General features: G+C 48.6%; 15 protein-coding genes, 14 tRNA genes and 2 riboswitches. Of the genes, 1 reads left to right on the top strand and 28 read right to left on the bottom strand.

Annotated elements, in window-relative coordinates; all coding sequences use genetic code 11:
* Positions 1–22: 22 nt before the first annotated feature.
* The 10 genes from C7R92_RS12325 to C7R92_RS12270 all read right to left on the bottom strand — a co-directional run bounded on the left by C7R92_RS12325 (position 23) and on the right by C7R92_RS12270 (position 12,619).
* Positions 23–1,039, bottom strand: coding sequence for a sensor histidine kinase (locus C7R92_RS12325; RefSeq protein WP_017249651.1), 1,017 nt, complete (start codon positions 1,037–1,039; stop codon positions 23–25).
* A complete protein-coding gene (locus C7R92_RS12320) occupies positions 1,036–1,734 on the bottom strand; it encodes a response regulator transcription factor (RefSeq protein ID WP_106834442.1) in 699 nt (232 codons plus the stop codon). Before C7R92_RS12320 ends, C7R92_RS12325 begins: the two co-directional genes overlap by 4 nt.
* A gap of 561 nt (positions 1,735–2,295) precedes the next feature.
* Complete coding sequence (locus C7R92_RS12310) at positions 2,296–2,811, bottom strand: sigma-70 family RNA polymerase sigma factor (protein WP_069847459.1); 516 nt, start codon at positions 2,809–2,811, stop codon at positions 2,296–2,298.
* A gap of 602 nt (positions 2,812–3,413) precedes the next feature.
* Positions 3,414–4,709, bottom strand: coding sequence for an adenylosuccinate lyase (gene purB / locus C7R92_RS12300; RefSeq protein WP_017249647.1), 1,296 nt, complete (start codon positions 4,707–4,709; stop codon positions 3,414–3,416).
* Positions 4,706–5,869, bottom strand: coding sequence for a 5-(carboxyamino)imidazole ribonucleotide synthase (gene purK, locus C7R92_RS12295; RefSeq protein WP_106834441.1), 1,164 nt, complete (start codon positions 5,867–5,869; stop codon positions 4,706–4,708). The genes purB and purK overlap by 4 nt, the downstream gene beginning before the upstream one ends.
* Positions 5,866–6,354, bottom strand: a complete 489-nt coding sequence (gene purE / locus C7R92_RS12290) for a 5-(carboxyamino)imidazole ribonucleotide mutase (RefSeq protein ID WP_012684280.1) — start codon at positions 6,352–6,354, stop codon at positions 5,866–5,868. The genes purK and purE overlap by 4 nt, the downstream gene beginning before the upstream one ends.
* Positions 6,355–6,535: 181 nt before the next feature.
* Complete coding sequence (locus C7R92_RS12285) at positions 6,536–8,074, bottom strand: M1 family metallopeptidase (protein WP_106834440.1); 1,539 nt, start codon at positions 8,072–8,074, stop codon at positions 6,536–6,538.
* Positions 8,075–8,093: 19 nt separating this feature from the next.
* Positions 8,094–9,590: a M1 family metallopeptidase gene (locus C7R92_RS12280; RefSeq protein WP_106834439.1), complete on the bottom strand. Its 1,497-nt coding sequence runs from the start codon at positions 9,588–9,590 to the stop codon at positions 8,094–8,096.
* 59 nt (positions 9,591–9,649) lie between these two features.
* The gene (locus C7R92_RS12275; RefSeq protein WP_106834497.1) at positions 9,650–10,951 is read right to left on the bottom strand and encodes a histidine--tRNA ligase; all 1,302 of its coding nucleotides are present in this window, start codon (positions 10,949–10,951) and stop codon (positions 9,650–9,652) included.
* 291 nt (positions 10,952–11,242) lie between these two features.
* Complete coding sequence (locus C7R92_RS12270; RefSeq protein WP_017249642.1) at positions 11,243–12,619, bottom strand: NCS2 family permease; 1,377 nt, start codon at positions 12,617–12,619, stop codon at positions 11,243–11,245.
* Between the two features lie 194 nt (positions 12,620–12,813).
* A riboswitch (purine riboswitch) is annotated at positions 12,814–12,915 on the bottom strand.
* Between the two features lie 159 nt (positions 12,916–13,074).
* Between C7R92_RS12270 and C7R92_RS12265 the strand changes: the two genes are divergently transcribed.
* On the top strand, positions 13,075–13,560 hold the full coding sequence (locus C7R92_RS12265) for an NTF2 fold immunity protein (RefSeq protein ID WP_106834438.1): 486 nt from the start codon (positions 13,075–13,077) through the stop codon (positions 13,558–13,560).
* 68 nt (positions 13,561–13,628) lie between these two features.
* Here C7R92_RS12265 and guaA read toward each other — a convergent pair whose 3' ends face one another.
* The 18 genes from guaA to C7R92_RS12175 all read right to left on the bottom strand — a co-directional run bounded on the left by guaA (position 13,629) and on the right by C7R92_RS12175 (position 21,504).
* A complete protein-coding gene (gene guaA, locus C7R92_RS12260) occupies positions 13,629–15,167 on the bottom strand; it encodes a glutamine-hydrolyzing GMP synthase (RefSeq protein ID WP_069847532.1) in 1,539 nt (512 codons plus the stop codon).
* A gap of 159 nt (positions 15,168–15,326) precedes the next feature.
* Positions 15,327–15,429: riboswitch (purine riboswitch) on the bottom strand.
* A gap of 20 nt (positions 15,430–15,449) precedes the next feature.
* Positions 15,450–17,684, bottom strand: coding sequence for a transglutaminase TgpA family protein (locus C7R92_RS12255; protein ID WP_167403203.1), 2,235 nt, complete (start codon positions 17,682–17,684; stop codon positions 15,450–15,452).
* A gap of 4 nt (positions 17,685–17,688) precedes the next feature.
* Complete coding sequence (locus C7R92_RS12250) at positions 17,689–18,894, bottom strand: DUF58 domain-containing protein (RefSeq protein WP_106834436.1); 1,206 nt, start codon at positions 18,892–18,894, stop codon at positions 17,689–17,691.
* Between the two features lie 14 nt (positions 18,895–18,908).
* Positions 18,909–19,862: an AAA family ATPase gene (locus C7R92_RS12245; RefSeq protein ID WP_017249636.1), complete on the bottom strand. Its 954-nt coding sequence runs from the start codon at positions 19,860–19,862 to the stop codon at positions 18,909–18,911.
* A 196-nt stretch (positions 19,863–20,058) separates the two neighbouring features.
* Positions 20,059–20,135 (bottom strand) — tRNA-Arg (locus C7R92_RS12240).
* Positions 20,136–20,142: 7 nt separating this feature from the next.
* Positions 20,143–20,218, bottom strand: a tRNA-Gly gene (locus tag C7R92_RS12235).
* Positions 20,219–20,269: 51 nt separating this feature from the next.
* Positions 20,270–20,351 (bottom strand) — tRNA-Leu (locus C7R92_RS12230).
* 69 nt (positions 20,352–20,420) lie between these two features.
* Positions 20,421–20,496, bottom strand: a tRNA-Lys gene (locus tag C7R92_RS12225).
* A 5-nt stretch (positions 20,497–20,501) separates the two neighbouring features.
* A tRNA-Gln gene (locus tag C7R92_RS12220) sits at positions 20,502–20,576 on the bottom strand.
* A 4-nt stretch (positions 20,577–20,580) separates the two neighbouring features.
* A tRNA-Thr gene (locus C7R92_RS12215) sits at positions 20,581–20,656 on the bottom strand.
* An 18-nt stretch (positions 20,657–20,674) separates the two neighbouring features.
* A tRNA-Phe gene (locus C7R92_RS12210) sits at positions 20,675–20,750 on the bottom strand.
* Between the two features lie 35 nt (positions 20,751–20,785).
* A tRNA-Asp gene (locus C7R92_RS12205) sits at positions 20,786–20,862 on the bottom strand.
* Positions 20,863–20,867: 5 nt separating this feature from the next.
* Positions 20,868–20,944 (bottom strand) — tRNA-Met (locus C7R92_RS12200).
* 78 nt (positions 20,945–21,022) lie between these two features.
* Positions 21,023–21,098, bottom strand: a tRNA-Val gene (locus C7R92_RS12195).
* Between the two features lie 33 nt (positions 21,099–21,131).
* Positions 21,132–21,205, bottom strand: a tRNA-Glu gene (locus C7R92_RS12190).
* Positions 21,206–21,219: 14 nt separating this feature from the next.
* Positions 21,220–21,304 (bottom strand) — tRNA-Leu (locus tag C7R92_RS12185).
* Between the two features lie 8 nt (positions 21,305–21,312).
* Positions 21,313–21,389: transfer RNA gene (locus tag C7R92_RS12180), tRNA-Met, on the bottom strand.
* 24 nt (positions 21,390–21,413) lie between these two features.
* Positions 21,414–21,504 (bottom strand) — tRNA-Ser (locus C7R92_RS12175).
* Positions 21,505–21,529 lie beyond the last annotated feature (25 nt).

Genomic DNA, 21,529 nt, shown 5'->3' with positions numbered 1-21,529 from the left:
TGCGCATAGTCCAGCTATCGAATTAACTTTCAGCTATCTTACTTTCTTGTAAGGTTGGTACGACGGCAGACAAGACGATCCGTACGGTTGTCCCCTCGCCCACTTCTGATTCCATTTCCACCCCATGATGGAGCCGCCCGCAAATTTCCTTCACCAAGTACAGTCCCATCCCGGTGGACTCAGGGTATTTGCGCCCGTTTTCTCCCGTAAAATACGGCTTAAACACGCGGCGAATATCTTCGACAGGGATCCCGATTCCATAATCCTGTACTTCCAGTATGGCATGTGCTCCGCGTTCATACGCACGAATGGTGACCTTGTTGCTTTTTCCTGCTGAATAACGAACGGCATTCGTCAACAATTGGTTGAGGACAAAAGCAAGCCACTTATCGTCCGATTCCACTCGCCAATTTTCATCCACTTTTACCTCGGGATACACCTGGTTGCGGATAAACAGCCGCTTGTTTTCAGCCAACACATTCTGCACTAAGGAACGCAGAGTTACAGGCTCAATCAGGAAGTCCTGTTCAAATCGGTCGAGGCGAGCTATGTACAAAACGGTTTCCAGTCCTCGCTTGATCCGGTCCACTTCTTCACGGACGCTCTCAGCTGTTGGATCGTCTTCATTTTGCAGCAACAGATGAATAACCGAAATCGGCGTCTTCATCTGATGAACCCACTGCTGAATAAACGTCGTATGGTCCCGTTGCTTGTTTTCATAGGCATGCAGCTGTTCTTTGTAGATTCGGTACTGCTCCTGACTGATATCATCCATCGCGCGGCACAACGGCGAATTCCCGTATGTCTGGGTCAGTTCCTCTAATGACTCTACCGGCTTGCTCAGTCGCTGATAGATTGTGCGGTGAGACAAATAACGGATGGCGAGAAAAGCCCCCGCAAAAAAAACAGATAAAAACATAACGTAGATCATCAATGACTCATTCCAATACCCATCCATCGCAAAAATCATAATCAATAAGATCAATTGGATTAGAAAAAACGCTGCGAATGGCCATTGATCTCGAAGGAACAGCTTCATTGCTCTTCCTCCCAAGTTGCACGCAAGCGATAACCGGAACCGCGAACAGTCTCGACAGCTCCCTCTAAGCCTAAGTCCTTCAGCTTGCCGCGCACGCGTGTGATGTAGACATTCAGCGTGTTTTCATCGACAAACTGTTCATCCCACAGCTTTTCTAGCAAACGCTCACGGCTGACGACACGCGGATGTTGATTCATCAAGGCTTCGAGCAGTAGCGCTTCCTTTTTGCTCAGCTCGATTTTGGTATCGTACATAGATAGCTCCATTCGCTCCAAAAACAGCTTGAGTCCCGCCACTTCAACCGTACGCTCCCCTTCTTGCGGAGCATACTGTCCGTAAGCCCGACGTAGCTGACTGCGGATTTTGGCCAAAACCACATCGTAGTCAAACGGCTTTGTGATATAGTCATCGGCCCCATTTTCCAAGGCCATCACCTGGTCCATTTTACTTTCTCGTGCAGAGATGAACAGGATCGGGCAGTTGGACTCTTGGCGCATTTGCCGGCACCAATAAAATCCGTCAAATTTCGGTAGATTCACGTCCAACAGAACCAAATCAGGGCGCGACTGGGTAAAGACCTCCATGACTCTATCGAAATGTTCAACATTGACTGTTTCGAATCCGTATTTTTCCAGTTGCTCTTGCAGCAGCTGGTTGATTTTCGGGTCGTCTTCTACAATCATAATTGTGGACATCACTCATACTCCTCTCGTCTTGAGTCTCCTCCATTTTATTCTTTACTATACCATTAGAAAACTAGACTACGCCAAGCATTTGGCGTTTCTCGTACTTAGATATCTACTGAAAGAACGGCTTGTGCGTTACTGTTGTGGAGGGGAGGAAACAGGAGAAAACGCTCAGCTTCTAGGGCCACCCGCTGTGGGATTGACTGCCCGACTCCATGCAAAAACCGAAACCGCGTCCAAAGTTGTCCTTTCAGGATGTGTTTCAGAGGTGGACGCTAAAGGGCGTGTTTCGCTTTTTGCATTGCGTCTCGGTCGGTGTCCCTAAGATCTTCGCTTATTTCTCCTGTTTCCTCTACGAGCTTTCCTACTTAAACGTTTTTTTAAAGACTTAAAAGAATGTAAGGATGTCATCAGTAGAGACAGAGAAGAATATTTCCAGGCGTAGCGACTTGTGAAGTCCTACCGAACGGACAGTCTTAGCCCCCAGCAGGACGGAGCCTGGAGCCTAGTCTGGAAATATTCTTCTCTCCACTACAGCAGTAAAAAAGGGAAGGACTGTTGTCCCTCCCTTTATGCTTGAGCCTCCATCAATTGCTGCAGCTTCTTAATCCCACGGAAGTGCAGGATTTTCACCGAAGCCTCTGTCTTACCCAAAATTTCCGCGATCTCATTCATTCGCAAATCTCCGAGATAACGCAGGGCAATCACATTGCGCTGATCCTTTGTCAGCGTGTGCACCTTATCCCATAAGCCCTCGGTTGTCTCCTGATTCAGAAGGCACTCCTCCGGCAGCTTATCCGTTGCGACCATATTGCTAAATGTGTCCTGATCTACCGGGCTCTCCCGCTTCTTGCGCATGTAGTCAATCAAAGCATTGTGCGCAATTCGGAAAATCCAGGCGCCAAAAGGATGGCGGCCATCGTACTGCTCAAGCTTGGAGTACACCTTAATAAACACAGTCGTTGTCAGGTCTTCCACATCCCAGACGTTTTTTACGCGGTAGCGGAAATAGCGATATATTTTAGCAGAGTAATCTTCGTAAATTTGTTGGTGACTTAATTTTGGATACATGATTGCTGTCGTCATAATCGATCTCCCGTTTCGTGATCCGTATGAATTGATTTCATTGTACGGTCGAAACGAAGCAGGAACCATCGAGTTATATTTCAGGAAGCTTACACTTTTGTAAGGTACTTATGGGCTCGTTGTAAGCTCGCACAAGTAGGTACGGAAGAGGTTTCATTTCGGTTACAACTTTCAAAAGAAATCTTTAAGAATTTCTTAAGGAGTTTTTTAAGTTGTCTTCAAACCTTTGTGGCCGGGGAGAAGCCCTGCATGTCTTTCAAAGCAGTTTTCATGCTAAATCATGCGACTTCTTAGCAGTAATATCACAGTCTTGAATCCACTTTCATGCTCTTTATATAGAAGCTGCGCAGGAGAAGCGCATTTCCAGTCCAAGTGCCTCTGGAGCCCGCCCCAGCGTAGGAATAAATGGCGGGGAATTTAAGCTTCACTTATGGAATCCTTCATTGAAATTTCTACGTTTGAAGCGCTCCCGCCATTTATTCCTGCGCGGACAGTCAATCCCCCAGCAGGGCGTAGGCCGAAGCGTAGACTGGAAATGCGCTTCTCCCCACTACGGCTACTGTATAAAAAAACGCCCCCGAAAAATTCGAGGGCCCTTGTATTTACATCAAACCAAGACGTTGGAAGATCGTATCCACGTGCTTCAGGTGGTAACGATAGTCAAAGCACTCATCCAGCTCTTCCTTGGACAGTGTGGAGCTGACCGTCGCATCCTCCTCGACGATCGCACGGAAGGAGCGTTGCTCTTCCCACGCCTGCATCGCACGAGGCTGTACCGTGTCATAAGCTTGCTCGCGGCTCATGCCTTTTTCGATCAGCTTGAGCATCACTTGCTGCGAGTAGATCAATCCAAAGGTACGATCCATATTGCGCTTCATGTTCTCAGGGAACACCGTCAAGTTTTTCACGATGTTCATGAAACGGCGCAGCATGTAGTTCAACGCTTGCGTCGCATCTGGCAAAATCACGCGCTCCGCAGAGGAGTGGGAAATATCCCGCTCATGCCAGAGGGAAACATTTTCATAGGAAGTGAGCATGTGTCCACGGATGACACGAGCCAGTCCGCAAATATTTTCGCTGCCGATTGGGTTGCGCTTGTGTGGCATGGCGGAAGAACCTTTTTGACCTTTGGCAAATGCTTCTTCCACCTCGCGCATTTCGCTCTTTTGCAGACCGCGAATTTCTGTCGCGAATTTTTCCAAAGAGGTTGCGATCAGTGCCAATGTTGCCATGTACTCGGCGTGGCGATCACGCTGCAAAGTTTGAGTCGAGATAGGCGCTGCCGACAGCCCCAGCTTCTCGCACACGTACGCTTCCACGAACGGATCGATGTTTGCGTATGTTCCAACTGCACCAGAGATTTTGCCGAACGCCACTTCTTTTTTCGCAGCCTGAAAACGTGCCAGGTTGCGCTTCATTTCTTCATGCCACAGGGCCAGCTTCAAGCCAAAAGTCGTAGGCTCCGCATGTACACCATGCGTTCTGCCCATGCAAACCGTATCCTTGTGCTCACGAGCTTTGTCTGCCAAAATCTCGATGAAGTCTTGGATATCACTCTCCAAAATTTCGTTCGCCTGACGCAGCAGGTAAGACAGAGCAGTATCCACTACATCTGTAGAAGTCAGTCCGTAATGCACCCACTTCTTTTCTTCGCCCAAGGTTTCCGATACTGCACGGGTAAACGCCACCACATCATGGCGTGTCTCTTCTTCGATCTCATAGATTCTGTTCATGTCAAAAGTAGCTTTATCCCACAGCTTTTTCACGTCTTCCTCAGGAATGACGCCCAGCTTGGACCATGCTTCACACGCGAGAATTTCTACTTCCAGCCACGCTTTGAATTTGTTTTCTTCCGTCCAAATGGCGCGCATTTCCGGTCGGGAATAACGTTCGATCATGATAATACCTCCGATGTATTCGTCCAGATTTTCAGCTCATCAATCAGGGTGAGCGCTTCTTCTACAGTAGGGGCGAGCACATTGATATGCCCCATTTTTCGCTTGGCCTTGCTCTCTGCTTTTCCGTACAAATGGAGCTTGGCTGTGCGCGGCAGCTTGTCGATCTGATCGATGACAGGCTGTAGATGCTCTCCCAAAATATTAACCATCACGACGCTCGAGAGCAACTCTGTAGATCCCAAAGGCAGATTGCAAACCGCCCGAACATGCTGCTCAAACTGCGAGGTGACACAAGCATCCATGGTAAAATGCCCGGAGTTATGCGGTCGCGGCGCCAATTCATTGACATACAACTGACCATCTTCGGTCAAAAACAGCTCAACGGCAATGAGGCCGACCACATCCAACTTTTCTACAATCGTTCGGGCAATTTCTTCCGCGCGGGCTGCTACTTCAGCCGAAATACGAGCTGGAACAATGCTCAGGTGTAGGATATTTTCCCGATGAATATTTTCTGACACAGGAAAAACAGCCAGTTCTCCCGCAGGATTGCGTGCAGCAATAACAGACAACTCCATTTGGAATGGTACAAATTGTTCCACGATCAGCTCTGTACCTGCTTTGGACAACGTTTCATACGCCTCCGCCAGCTCAGCCTCGCTTCTCAACACCCATTGCCCTTTGCCGTCATAGCCACCGGTTGCGGTCTTCATTACAGCAGGCAGTCCCAGTTCACGCACGGCGTTCTGCAAATCCTCCAAGCTATTCACAACACAAAACGGAGCAACAGGAATGCCGATCTCGCGAATGGCGGACTTTTCCCGAATCCGGTTTTGGGTGATGCGCAAAAGACGGCTGCCCTGCGGCACATAAGCGCGGCTCTCCAACACTTCAGCCACCTGCGCATCGACATTTTCAAATTCATAAGAAATGACATCACTGACCGATGCAAGCTGCATCGCTGCTTCTACATCATCGTAGCTGGCAACAATTTGCCGATCAGCCGTTTGGCCGCATGGTGCGTCTGCTGTCGGGTCCATTGTGACAAAGCGGTAGCCCATAGCTCGTCCCGCAAGAGCAATCATCCGTCCAAGCTGTCCTCCGCCGAGTATTCCTAGGGTCGATCCTGGTTTGATTTGCTTACGGTCTTTGGTCGTCATTCGAGTTCACTAGCCTCCAGCACCTTATTGCGTACATCATCACGTCTTTGCACGAACCGCTCTTGTACGTCTGGATATTTGATCCCCAAAATTTGCGCAGCCAATAACCCTGCATTGATGGCTCCAGCTTTTCCGATCGCAACCGTCGCCACAGGTACGCCCCCTGGCATTTGCACAATCGACAAAAGCGAGTCGAGACCATTCAAGTTGGATGATTTCACCGGGACACCAATGACTGGTAATTCTGTCTTAGCAGCCACCATTCCTGGCAAATGGGCTGCACCGCCCGCACCCGCAATAATGACTTCCAAGCCGCGGCTTTTAGCGGTTTCGGCATACGTAAACATCAAGTCTGGCGTTCTGTGTGCAGACACGACCTTCTTTTCATACGGCACCTGCAATTCGTCTAAAATTGCGCAAGCTTCCTTCATTGTTTCCCAGTCTGACGTACTGCCCATAATGACTCCTACCAAAGGCTGTAGCATGAACCATTCGCCCCCTACGTTTTGTAACATCAGAAGAAAACCCAACCGACTAACGGCTTTTCGCGCCGCTCTCATCGCCTGGGCTATTCGAACTCGTTTTCACTCAACATATTCAGTGTAGCAGGGAGAAAGTTTGCCTGTCAACCTCGTTTCCGAACATTTAAAAATGAAAGATCAAAAATTATTCGTGTTTGCCTTTTTCTACCCATTTGTTTGCCGCTTCGGCTTTCTCTAGCTCAACCCGAAGCCAATAATCCAAATAGGGACTGGCATCCGCCCCGGCAGCTGCAGTCAATAGCGCTGTGATTTGCTCCCCATTTGCCTGCTTGTATTGATGATCTCGTACATATTGGCGCAACACCTGATGCAGTCGTTCGACTCCCCATTCTTCTTTCAAGTTCCACCACATGGCACCCGCTCGCCCGTAAACGAGGTCATTGTAGCTCCTCCAGTCTGGAAAAGCTTCCACGGATGACTTCGCAGTGACTCTTTGGTTCGCATATCCTTCCGCTGCACGTGCTTGGCCTAGTCGCATCTGAATATACGCTTTTGAACGTGCGGGGAACTTTTGCTGCAAAAATACCATCGTCGCATAATCCGTCAGTCCCTCATCCAGCCAAGCCTCTCGCACCTCGTCGTTTCCGACCAACCCATAAAACCACTGATGTGCCGTTTCGTGCGCTACGACCGCCTCCCCCATGGCATCGCTACGGTCAAAATACTCTTGAGCAATAAAGACGAGGCTCGGGTATTCCATTCCCCCAAAGAAGCCGCCTGTTTTGACAACATCGTATTCCTTATACGGATACACCCCGAACTGTTTTCCGTAATAGTCGAGTGACTCCTTAGCAGTTTCATGTATTCGTTCAACGTTTTGCGAGTCATCACTTTTCTGCACCCACGTACGTACGATAGTTTCCCCTACCTTACCAGATATGGGCTGGTACGTATCGTCCATGACGACTAGGGCAAAATCCCGAACGTTCCATGCGTCCACCTCATAGATTTTTAGCCGTTGCGGTCTCGTCTCAGTGATGACAGCCACGCTCTCCAATCCACTCGTAGCAAGCTGGTACCCCTCTAATAACTGCACACGCAAATGATAATTCGCCATATCCGAGTAAAAAGGATCGCCAATCGCGGAATAAGGATCGAGCCGCCAGCCTCCTGCGTCCTTGACCGCCAGAATCGGCAGCCAATTGCCCAGCCACATTGCATGATCATGGTAAGACATTCGCCCATTGTTATAAGGGACCTCGATCTGAAAATTCATATCCACCACCATCTCAGCAGACGTTGCTCTTGCAGGAAGGGGCACTTGTAAAAGCGTATTGGTCTTTCCTGCATACTGTACGCCGACACTTTTTCCGTTTACCCGTACGTCGCTTATCTTGATACCACCAGGCTCACGCTGTTTACCCAGCACAACCTCCCAGTTTTCACCACTGAGAGCAGCATTTGCAGAAAAAGCATTGGGATATAGATGAAAAAAAGCTTGGTCATCTTTTGGGACAAAACGAGCCGTCAGCATGCCTTTCACCACGTGCTTGTTCATATCGATTTGTACGTCGGCCTTGTAAGTAACTGCAGCCTGCCTGTGATCAATCGGCACAATCTCATGAGCATCTAGGCCTGCCTTCCCTATCCAAGGACGGACGGTCAAGTATACAGTCAAAACGACTCCTACTGCCACGATGACCACCCAATGCTTCCGCCACATCGTGATCCCCTGCCTTCGATTACTTCTTCTGATGCTTGAGACGTTGGCGCTCCAGCCAAGCTGCTGCCTGTTCCTGCTGGGACATGTCTACCTTCAACCAATAATCCAAGAAGGCGCTTGCATCTTCTCCTGCCATCTCAGATAGAAAAGCTCCCCATTCCTTTCCGGTCACAACCTGATAACGGTACTTCTCGACATACTGTTTCAAAACGTCATGTACCCTTTCTTCCCCCCACGCTCCCTGCAATAGCCACAGCATCGAGGACGGACGGGAATAGACGAGATCGCTATAACTCTGATTATCAGGAAATGCAGACAGTGCTTGCCAAGGACGCAGTTCCTCTGCCACGTAATACTGAACAGAGGTGCCCTGCGCAAGCCGTCTGCGCACCCGTTCTGCTCCCAACAGCGGGTCTTGCTGAGATAAATACGAGAGCGTCACGTACTCCGTGAATCCCTCATCCAGCCATGCTTCCTTTACCTGATTATTTCCGAGCAAGCCGTAAAACCACTGGTGTGCCGTCTCATGGACAACCGTGACGATACCTGTTTCTTCCCCAGCAAAGAAATGACGTCCGTCGAGAAAGACCAATGCTGGGTACTCCATCCCATTAATCGCGCCACCAGTCCTTACCACATCATATTCGGTATATGGATAGGCACCTAATTGATGATGAAAATAGGCGAGAGACTTCGCAGCTGCTTCATGAATCTGCTCAGCAGTTGCCGAATCATCTGTTTTCCGCCACCATGTTCGGACGACTGTCTCGCCCACTTTTGTTTCCGTTTGCTGATAGGAGTCATCCATGACGACTAGGGCAAAATCCCTCACATTTTCTGCATCCAGCTGTATTGTCTTTTCTCCCTCACTAGTAGAAAGCTGCTTCGCAGCCCTGTCTGACGCTGTGCTCGCCAGTTGATAGTCTTTTGGCAGCGTCACGTTCACCTCATAATCTGCGTTCTCACTGTAAAATGGATCACCAACGGGCTCGTATGGATCGAGATGCCACCCTTCCTTGTCGTACACCGCAAGAACTGGGAGCCAGTTCCCCAGCCAGATCGATTGGTCATCGTACGACATCCTGCCGTCGTTTCGCGGAAGAGTCATCTCGAACTCCATCACAATCTTTCGTAGTCCCGCCTGTCCTTCTAGAGGCACTTCCAGGATGTTCAGGTCTTTTATCTGTTTGCCGACAACCGCTACTCCATCAACCAAGAGCTTTTTATTAGTATATGAGCCAAGCGTTGGTCCATTGCCTAAAAGTTCCTCCCATAGCATGCCTTGATGCTCTTCTGTAAATACGTTCGGGTAAAGATGGAGATAGGCACGAGTAGGGTCTTTTGGCCAAAAGGTAATTGTTACGGTTCCTGCTACTTCTTTCTTGATTGGATCAATTCGCACATCAGCCTGATAGAGTGGTTTACGCTTAAGCGCAGTACCCTCCTCAGCATTTACAGGCAACATCCACGTCAAAAACAATAAGCTACAACCGACCATTGAGACCCATTTCTTCACGCCATCTCCCCCTTTTCTCTACTGTACAAAAAATGGAAGGAAAAGACTATCTTTCCTCTTTACCCTGACAGCTTGTCGGACAGCCACTTTTCAACCAACTCCAAAGGAACCGGCTGTTCCGTTCCCTCTCGCATATCTCGGACGACGACCTGCCCACTGTTCACTTCGTTTTCCCCATAGATCAAGGCAAAAGCAACGCCTTCTTTGTTTGCATAATCGAGTGCTTTTTTCAGCCTTCTACCTGTCAGCTCCAGCTCGACTCTGATGCCGCTCTCTCGCAATCGATTGGCCAGACCAAGACTGGATGCTTCGGTCCCGAGGGGAATGACGAGTACATCGGCAGCCTTCTGCTCTCCCTTGTTGCGATTTGCCAACGCTGCAAGAATGACATCCAATCCAAACGAAATCCCTACAGCGGGATACTCTCGTCCATCATCCAAAAGCCGACCGATGATCTGATCGTAACGTCCCCCACTGCCGATACTGGACGTAAGACTTCCATCCTGCAAAAAAATCTCATACACAATTCCCGTGTAGATCCCTAAGCCCCTTGCCAAAAATGGCGCGAAACGAAGCTCCCCACCCACACCCGCTCCTTTTACATAGGCAAGCATATCGCGCAGTTCCTGAATACCTTCTTGAACTAGCGGGGACACAAAGCGCTCTGCCAACAGATCCAGGGTAATCACACCTTCTTGCAGGAAAGACGTAATCGCCAAAACGAGTGGCTCTTCGACGTTTCGCTCCCGCAAGTCATCACGCACTCCGTCCACGCCGATCTTCTCGAGCTTATCCAGCGACAACATGACATCCCCGGCCCGCAGAGCGGGGACTCCCAACTCCTGAAGCACCCCAGACAATAGCTTGCGGTTGTTGACCTCAATGTACACGTCGAGCCCCAGCCGCTTGAATGCCTCAAACGCCATACTGAGCAATTCTGCTTCAGCCAGCACCGATGTCGTTCCCACGATATCGACATCGCATTGAATAAATTCGCGCAAACGCCCGGTTTTTACTGGACCGTCCCTAAATACTTTTCCGATCTCATACCGCTTGAACGGCATCCGCATCTCAGGATTCATACCCACTACCTTCGTCAATGGTACGGTCAAATCATAGCGTAGCCCAAGCTCTCTATCTCCTTGGTCGTTCAAGCGATACACTTCCTTCAAGATTTCATCCCCGCCACCGTACTTGGATGCCAGCAATTCGTAGTGCTGTAGCATAGGCGTCTCCAACGGTTTGCAGCCGTATGTCTCGAATACCGCTTCGAGTGTCCGTCGTATCCAGTTTCGTTGCATTTGCTCCTGCGGCATGAAATCTTTTGTGCCTTTTACCGTTTTTAATACTTCGTTTTCCATGAGGAACACCCTTTCTTTTTTCAGATAAAGAAAACCAAAAAAGCCATGCAAGGCAATTTCCTGCCCGCATGGCTTCCTAAATACACCACCGCAGGCACGAAGCACAAGAAGCGCTTGCACCTGCGGAAAAATTTCCGAAGATACAAACGCTCTACGTGTGGTGATGCTGTTGAAGGAACATAGTGAGACCTGTCATTTTGATCGGTCCATCCTTCCAAAAAAGATTTTTCCTATCATAGCGCAAAAAAAGCTCCCCGTCCAGTAGACGAAGAGCCCCGTTCCCAAAAAATTCTATTCGCGCAACCAGATGAAGTACGCCAGGAAGACGAAGAACAGCACATACATCGCCGGATGCACTTCGCGAGCCTTGCCCTTCATTACCTTCATCACCGGATAAACGATGAAGCCCGTCGCAATACCTGTTGCAATACTGTAAGTCAATGGCATCAACAAAATCGTCAGGAATGCAGGGAACGCTTCATCCAGGTCATCCCAAGCCACTTTTGCAATGTGAGAAGCCATCAGAACACCGACGATAATGAGCGCTGGTGCCGTAACCGCTGGTGTCACAATTGCGAGAATCGGCGAGAAGAACAACGCCAGAAGGAACATACTCCCTGTGACAACTGCGGTAAATCCGGAGCGTCCGCCTGCCGCTACCCCTGCTGTCGACTCAACATAAGCTGTAGTGGTAGATGTACCAAGTACCGCACCTGCCATACCTGCAATCGCATCGGAAGCGAGTGCTTTTCCTGGACGTGGCAAATTGCCGTCTTCGCGAAGCAATCCAGCTTGGTTCGCTACACCCAAGAGCGTACCCGTCGCATCGAAAAAGTCTACAAACAAGAAAGTCAAAACAACAATCAGCATATTCATGGTGAACAATGCGGATGGATCACCGAGATATTGGAATGCAGCACCGAATGTAGGAGCAAGGCTCGGTGGTGCAGAGACGATTTGCTCAGGCAGATTCACCAGTCCGAAGAACATCCCGGTAATCGCTGTAATCAACATTCCGATAAAGATACCCGCATTGATTTTGCGAGAAAGCAGAATGACCGTCACGATCAAACCAAACACAGCGAGCAATGCATTTTTCGCTGCCAAAATTTCTTCCGGCTTCATACCCTCGTGATAGAAGGTCAGATGTCCCAATGCTACGAAGGTGGCATCATTTGCTACGATGATACCCGCGTTTTTCAAACCGATAAAGGCAATAAAAAGTCCAATCCCTGCTGAAACTGCGTATTTCAAGCTTTGTGGAATCGCTTTGATGATCGCTTCACGAACACCTGTCAGGGACAGAATCAAAAAGATCGTACAAGAAAGGAATACGCCAGCCAAAGCCTGTTGCCAAGGAATTTGCATCGTCAGAACGACTGTATAAGTGAAAAATGCGTTCAATCCCATACCCGGAGCTTGACCGATCGGCAAACGTCCGAGAATACCCATTAACAGTGTACCGAGAGCAGCAGCCAAAGCCGTTGCGGTAAAGACAGCGCCAAATTCAGGGTAGTTCGCTTTTAAATCTGGCGGCAGATCAGCACCACTGAGAATGAATGGATTGACAGCCAAGATATAAGCCATTGCCAAAAAAGTAGTGATACCCGCGATAATTTCGCGACGGTAATTGGTGCCTAGCTTGTCAAACTCAAAATACTTCCGCACCTATAAGTCCCCCCATACTAATCTTGTTGCAAAAACAGATAGACTGTTTTTTGCCGACCGTAAACGGTCACATCTTATTTAATGAAAAACGTTGAGACGTTTTTCACAAAAAAAGGCCCGGACGCTCTTATCATGCGCCTGGCCTTCAAACAAAACACTCCGGGAATAATTCCAAATATAATAACAAAATCAGATCCCGATGACATTTTGTTCGTAGCCAGGTCGTTAACGGCGACCATGTAGAAACTCTCGAGCCATATTCTCAAGAATATACGAACCTTCCTATATTACCTACTCACATTGAGAAGTGTATCAGGTGACATAGGGAATGTCAACGAAAATACGAACATTCATTTTTGGAAAGAGTTTAATATCCGGATATTTTCTAATACGGCCTGTGTTATACTTGCATAGATTCCTCCAGATCTCAACAATCTCTTTTAGGGTGGTCCAAAATGAGCTATATGGATGCTTGGGAGCAAATAATAGCGGAGCAGGAGCGAGAACGTGACCGGCTTCGAGTCAATCAAATCACCCTACGGGTCGACGATAAGAAAAAGAGCAAACGCAACGTTCAGCAAAAGGAAAAGGTCATCGAATATGGCTTTGTAGAACGTGATTTGTATGATGAGAATTTATATGGAAGGTTTGAACTCTATTTCGCCGATCGCGACACTCTTCTCCAGCAAGATCGGTTTGGAGATGAAATTGCTTTTGGTGAGCTTATAGATGAACACGCAGTTGCCACTGCAATCTTCTCCTATTTAGCGGAGCACTATTCTCCGTTTTTAAAGGAAGCTCCCTTCGCTATCAGCTATAACCCGATTGCAGAAGCTTGGATTATCGAAGGAACTCTTCCTCCGGGATGGCTAGGCGGGGTCATTTATATTGCTCTAGCCAAAGAAAATGGGAAGCTTCTCATGATGTATGGAACGAGATAATTCTTGGTCATAAAAAAACTCTCTTTTATTCGCAAATCACGCAAATAAAAGAGAGTCATTTTTTGTTCCTATTCCCACTCAATTGTTGCTGGTGGTTTGGACGTTACATCATATACAATGCGGTTAACATTGTCTACTTCATTCACGATACGCACAGAGATTTTCTCCAATACATCCCATGGAATGCGTGCCCAGTCAGCAGTCATACCATCAATGGACGTTACCGCACGAATCCCTACTGTGTAAGAATACGTACGAACATCTCCCATTACACCTACGGTCGTCATGTTTGGCAAAGCCGTGAAGTACTGCCAGATTTCCCGATCGAGACCTGCCTTGGCAATCTCCTCACGCAAGATCGCATCGGATTCACGAACGATCTTCAGTTTTTCTTCCGTAACTTCACCCAAAACACGAATGCCGAGGCCTGGTCCTGGGAATGGCTGACGCCAAACAATCTCATCTGGCAAGCCCAGCTCTTTACCCAGTTTGCGTACTTCGTCTTTGAACAAGGTTTTCAATGGTTCAATCAACGTGAACTTCATGTCTTCTGGCAAACCGCCTACGTTGTGGTGCGATTTGATCGTTTGCGCAGTTGCTGTTCCACTCTCAACGATATCGGTGTACAGCGTACCCTGTGCCAAGAAATCCATATCTGTCAGCTTGGCTGCTTCTTCATCGAATACATAAATGAACTCGTTACCGATGATTTTGCGCTTTTGCTCTGGGTCAGATACACCTTTGAGCTTGCTCATGAAACGCTCGCGCGCATCGATCTTGAGCACTTTCATGGAGAATTTCTCAGCGAATGTTTCCATTACGCCTTCTGCTTCCCCTTGACGCAGAAGACCGTGGTCAACGAACATGCACGTCAATTGATCGCCAATCGCTTTGTGAATCAGCGCTGCTACTACGGAAGAATCCACACCGCCGCTCAACGCACACAGTACTTGCTTATTGCCAACTGTTTCACGAATGCGAACCAGCTCGTCTTCGATGAACGTCGTCATGCTCCAATTCGCTTCACATCCACAAATGTTGAACAGGAAGTTTCCGATGAACTCAGTACCTTTTTGGGTATGAACTACTTCTGGATGGAACTGTACGCCGTACAGCTGGCGCTCAGGGTTGCTGATCGCAGCTACCGGGCAGCTGTCGCTTACCGCATCAATAACAAATCCGGTTGGGAGCTCCACTACTTTGTCAGAGTGGCTCATCCACACGATTTCATTCGTATCCCATTTGTCGTACAAGCTGTGTTTTTGCTGCATCCGCAATTCAGCTTTTCCGTACTCGCGTTTACCCGCGCGTTCTACTTTTCCGCCCGTCAAATGGCTCATCAACTGCATACCGTAGCAAATACCCAATACAGGCAAGCCTAGATCAAAAATCGCAGGGTCTACAGTTGGTGCTCCCTCTTCGTACACGCTAGCAGGTCCTCCAGAGAAAATAATCCCTTTTGGATTCATCTCTTTAATCTTTTCAACAGGTGTATTGAACGCTATCAGTTCACTATAAACACCCAGATCGCGTACACGGCGCGCGATCAACTGATTATACTGGCCTCCGAAATCGAGTACGACGACCATTTCCATTGACTTGTCCATCATATCCCCCTTCTCCTGTAACATACAGGACGTGCAAGTGTCGGCATGCCATGCGAAGTTGTCGCATATTTGCAAAAAAGCCGGGACTGCTTTTCTCCGATAAACAATACGGAGGCAACGTCCCAGCTTGTGTACACATGTGCGGTTTGCATGTACAAAAATCCGATGTGCTCTCCTCGTAGTCGCCAAATTTACGGTCTAGCGGTAGAAACTTTCAGGCCCTATTCCTGATCATTATACGAGTCTCATTGATCGTCATTCTAGCAGATGGAACGGCATTGTTCAAGGCTTCAATTGACGGATTAACCGTTCGAGTATTTGCTCTGCTATTGTTCTCGCCTTTTGTTCCATTTGTTTGTAGCCATACACGGTACGTTCGTACAGCTCCGTCAAATAGCGCAGGTCTTGTCGCTTGTCTGCCGGCAGGGTCATCCTGCCCACATACTCTCGCAATGTTTCTCCTGGCTGTCTGCGCGTGTAGACTCGCTCCATCATTCGCATCAGCAGATGGTACCGATCCGGGAACTCACTGCTTCGCTGTTGATTCAGTTGCCTGCGCATCCACCATAGCTGGATGTCTTGTCTGCGGCGCCACGCGATAATTCCTGCTACGATAGCGGCTACAGCCAATCCCGCATTTACTTGCCATGGAATCTTAATCCAGCTGCCTGCTGGTCTGTCGCCCTCTTCCAGCTCATTGAAACGTCCATCCCCACGATCAATATTCGTTTGATTCTCCATGTTTGGCAATGGAACGGGGATCTGCGGCTGTGAGGTGACCAGATCATAATTAAAACGAACAGGTGACATGAATGAACTCGTCGCTTCAAATGGAACCCAACCAACCTCCGGGAAGTATACCTCTACCCACGAGTGAGCATCCTTGTTGCGCACTTCTACAGTCTCGTAATTAAACGCATCCGTTCCCACTCGTTCACCTGGAGCAAAGCCCTTGACCCAACGTGTTGGGATATCCAAGGTACGAAGCATAACCGCCATCGAAGTGGAGAAATGGTCACAGTACCCTCGAAGGCTGTCAAACAAGAAGTGATCGACAAAATCCTGACCTTCTGCAGCGACTGGAACGTCTTTCGTTTCATACTTATATTTTCCACTTGAGCGCAAGTAATTCTCGATCGCTCTCACTTTATCATAAGGAGTCTTGGCATCCTTCGTAATCGTTGCAGCAAGCTCTCTTACTCGCGGAGGCACCGAGGCTGGCACTTGCAAATAGCGCTCTTTGATATCATCCGGATAGTTCGTCCCCGCATTCGTCACGGCCTTTTCACTGACAATCGGTACTTCTGTCTCGACCTTATATTGATTCAGTTTGAGCAAAAGCGGATTGGGGCCGTACTCTGGCCGACCGTTTTTCTCACTCAGCTGAACCAAGTTGATTTTTCCTGCCCGTACTTCGAGCTGCTGATTCATTTTGTCATAAACAACGGTTGCCTCTGGTGGAGCGTAGTTGCTCACCTTATTCAGCTGACCTTGATAAAAGACAGTAGGGAATTGCTGCGGGCCTTTAAATTCTAATGTTGCTTGTACCTTCTTCGTTTCAAGCCCTTGGAACAACGTATTCTCCCATGTATAGGTTTGCGGGTCCAGGATTGACTCGTACTCTCTATCGCCTTTTTCCCAACCAACTCCTGTATACACGTCCTTCGAGTCACCTCGCCAATAGCTGCGCTCGTTCGTCTTTGCAATAAACACTAATGTGTTATCTTGCATGAAAGGACCGCCCAACCGTTCGTCGTTGTTGTCGTATCCTACTTTTTTCATCACACCAACAGGGGTATCGTTTCCTTTCCCTGTTAAAAAGGCGATCGGATCAGGCCATGACGGTCCTGACTTCGGTGCAGCATAACCGATGCCTATACAGACCATAATGACCAACACCGAAGCCAGCAGTGAGTTGAGCATGATTCGGCTTCTCTTCCCTGCCAGTGTTGCCATGTTCGTCATCTTCATCAGATGGCTAATGGCCAGCATCAGGAAACCAATGATCAGCGTCCGTACAACCCCTGCACTGGCATCATACGGGAGAAACGTATCCAACACAGCCAAATACAGTTCCGTCAAAAAGACAAACCATAAGCCTTGCCGTTGTTCCAGCACAAGATACGTTAACATTGTCGCTAACAACACCAAAACGAGATCAAACATCGTATTCCGCGACAAGATCGACATGCTGGCCCAATCCTGTTGAAACGCTAACGGAAGATCGTGAATCATCTGCCCGTACAATTCGCCAATCCATTCCGTGTCAAAAAACGGTTTGTCAAATAAAGTAGCATGCAAAAGCACCACTAGCCCAAGAGCCTTGATCGGCAAGGTTAGCCACCGATAAGGGATCAACAGGTCAATGATAATGACTCCAGCCACAATCGCATAAAACGGCCACAGAATGCCCGTATCGGTTAATGTCTGTAGAGGAAGAAGCCACTCTCTTAACATCAGGAACAGAAAAAGGGCCAAGACCCATTCCCAAATCGTTGGACGCTTCCAAACGCTCATGAGTCTATGCACCTCCAATCCGTTTCCACTCTTGATCATCCATGTGAATAGACGTACATGTTACTTTGTTTGCGCCAAGCAGCTGCAACGCTTGTTTTTGTTCATGCGAAATCGTTGACTCGTTCTGCATGAGAAACAACTGCACCCGTCTACCTTTTTGAGCCAGTGTGACCAAACGACTGATCAGCGTTTTTTCTACATGCGGTGTAATAATAATCAAAGTGACACCTTGAGGCTGCTCCAATGATTCTCTTCCCACAATTCTTGCAAATAACTCTTGTCCTTCTGGTGCGACACGAGCTAATTGATCAAAAACTCTGAGGAAATGAGCATGGGACAGTCCTGTTGGTATCGATATACGTTCTGCTTGCTTGTACACGAGCCCATAATGGTATTGATTCCGATTGGCGTAAGCGATCAGACTCGCAGCTAGCTTCACTGCTGTTTCGAACAAGTGCACAGGCTTCCCTTGGTAGCTCGCCTTCTCCACATCAAGGAAAAAGACAGCCTGATTCATCGCCTGATGCTCAAACTCTTTCGTCTTCAGACCCATCCCCCGTGCGGAAGCTCGCCAATGAATTTGGCTCAACCGATCGCCCCGATGATAGTCTCTTACGCCGCGTACTGCTGCTACGTCGTCAGAGCGTCGATGGGAAACATGCACCGTCCCACTAAAGCTGCCGTCACCTAGGGCCCAATGGGTCAATTCTTTGTATTTTGGATAAACGAGAAACTCCTGAGAAATCGAATAAACCTTCCGACGCTCAAAAAATCCAAAAAAATCCCCGCCGCTCACTACACATTCATCCAGACGATAGTATCCACGCGGTACATTGGGTATGACATACCGAAACTCGACTTCCCTTTTGAACCATGGGAATATCAGTTGTCGATGCGGTTCATACACGCCAGCCAGCCTCGCCGGCAATGGCTCCATAATCATATGCCATCCCAGCGGAAACCAAATCCTCCGGCGCAAGCGTATCGTTACAATGACATCTTCCCCATCCTGTAGACGATTGCGATCTAGTTCACGCTCGACTTCTAGCTTCGTGAACATGAGTACATAAGCCACAATTTCATACAGGAGAAACACCAAACTACTATAGAAAAGAAACCAGCTTGAGAAGCCACCTTGAAATTTTGCGAATGCATACGTGATCAGGACTAATGCAATCGCCTTGAGCCTACCCCACCTTTGCTGTCTCATCTGCAATCACCGCCTTAGCTTACCGGGACACGGGTCTCAGACAAGATCATAGCCAACACCCGATCTACGGTTGCTCCTTCCAGTCTTGCTTCTGGTTTCACAATCATACGGTGTGCAAACACAACTGGAACTAGTTCCTTCACGTCATCTGGAATGACATAGTCACGTCCACGAACGAAGGCCAACGCCTGAACAGCCCGGAAAAGAGCAAGGGAACCGCGCGGGCTCACGCCTAGATAGATATGATGATGCTCACGCGTACGATGACATAGACGTACGATGTATTCTTTTATTCCTTCCGATACCTTAATCGTCGACACCTGGCGTTGAAGTTCCGCCAGCTCGGCTGTGGTCATAACCGGCTGAAGCTCTTCCAATGGATTCGCTGCCGAGAATCTGGACAGCATCCGCATTTCTTCCTCTACCGTTGGATACCCCAAACTTAATTGCATGAAAAATCGGTCCAATTGAGCTTCAGGTAATGGGAAGGTCCCTTCATACTCTAATGGGTTTTGCGTAGCCATCACAAAAAACGGCTCTGCCAATCGATACGTAGCCCCATCGATTGTTACTGAGCGCTCTTCCATTGCTTCTAAAAGTGCAGATTGTGTTTTTGGCGAAGTCCGGTTGATTTCGTCTGCAAGAATGACATTCGCAAAAATCGGCCCTTGACGGAACTCAAACTCCAGACTTTTTTGATTAAAGATAGCAACCCCTGTCACATCCGTTGGCAACAAATCTGGGGTAAATTGAATACGTTTAAACTCACCGCTGATTGATCTGGACAATGCCCGTACCATCATGGTCTTCCCAACGCCTGGTACATCTTCGAGCAAAACGTGACCATTCGCTAGAATAGCGGCTACCATCAACTCAATCACGGAGCGTTTACCAATCAATACTTTTTCTATATTATCGATTAAACTGGCTATTGCAGGATTTACTTGTTCCAATTTGATAGGGTTCATGTTGATACAACTCCTGTTCCATGATATTCTTCCGCAGGTTTGTAACAGCTGTTCCTCCATGCTTTCAGCGTAATTCTAAAGTAATGGATGCAAATAGGAGATACAAGGGAAAAATGCTTAAAATTTGCAAAAATACACAAGTCATTATAAAAAAAAGAGTAGGATCTATTCCTACTCTTCGGTTTCATATGAAATATGGCGTGCCCTGAGAGATTCGAACTCCCGACCTTTTGATTCGTAGTCAAACGCTCTATCCAGCTGAGCTAAGGGCACAAATAAATGGAGCGGACGAAGGGTCTCGAACCCTCGACCTTCGCCTTGGCAAGGCGACGCTCTACCAATTGAGCTACGTCCGCATGTTACATCTTATGTGGTTTGTACTGAGGACAAAGCTTTCTGTTATAGTATGGTGCGGGTGAAGGGACTTGAACCCCCACGGTTGCCCGCCAGAACCTAAATCTGGTGCGTCTGCCATTCCGCCACACCCGCATTTTACTTAGAACAGAAAAGGCATTACTGTTACTATCACGCAGCTTTGCTTATTCAGCAAAAAAAAACTGGTGAGCCATGAAGGACTCGAACCTTCGACCCTCTGATTAAAAGTCAGATGCTCTACCAACTGAGCTAATGGCTCGCAAATGGCTGGGGTACTAGGATTTGAACCTAGGAATGACGGAGTCAAAGTCCGTTGCCTTACCGCTTGGCTATACCCCAATGGTGGTGCCGGCAATAGGACTTGAACCCACAACCCCCTGATTACAAGTCAGGTGCTCTACCAATTGAGCTATACCGGCGCTGTTGAATTTAATTAGTGGTGGCTCGGGACGGAATCGAACCGCCGACACGAGGATTTTCAGTCCTCTGCTCTACCGACTGAGCTACCGAGCCATTTATGATTACTTTTCGCCATTCTTTAATAAAAATGGCGGAGCTGACGGGACTCGAACCCGCGACCTCCGGTGTGACAGACCGGCGTGAACTCCAACTTCACCACAGCTCCATATTTGGTTGCGGGAGCAGGATTTGAACCTGCGACCTTCGGGTTATGAGCCCGACGAGCTACCGAGCTGCTCCATCCCGCGATAATCAGGACGACTGAGTGTCAGTGTTGCCACAGGACGTGGCGCTTTTAGCTGACCTTCCTTGTCCATTAATATAAGTGGTGGAGGCTGACGGGATCGAACCGCCGACCCTCTGCTTGTAAGGCAGATGCTCTCCCAGCTGAGCTAAGCCTCCAGGACCCCTGTGTTTGCAGGGCATTTTGCTAGGTGACCCGTAGGGGATTCGAACCCCTGAATGACAGCGTGAAAGGCTGCTGTGTTAAACCGCTTCACCAACGGGCCAGGATTATGAAGTATGGTGCGGTCGGCGAGACTCGAACTCGCACGGGTCGCCCCGCCACCCCCTCAAGATGGTGTGTCTGCCAATTCCACCACGACCGCAACTAATATGGTAGCGGCGGAGGGAATCGAACCCCCGACCTTTCGGGTATGAACCGAACGCTCTAACCAGCTGAGCTACACCGCCATGAAGCTATGAGATTAAAACATATGGCGGAGAGTGAGGGATTCGAACCCTCGCTACGCTTGCGCATACTAACGGTTTAGCAAACCGTCCCCTTCGGCCTCTTGGGTAACTCTCCGTATATATGGCTCCTCGGGACGGAC

It is taken from the genome of Brevibacillus porteri (genome assembly GCF_003013475.1).
Classification (GTDB): Bacteria; Bacillota; Bacilli; order Brevibacillales; family Brevibacillaceae; genus Brevibacillus; species Brevibacillus porteri.
Note: the sequence above shows the minus strand (reverse complement) of the source record. Positions and strands in the feature narration are given on the sequence as shown.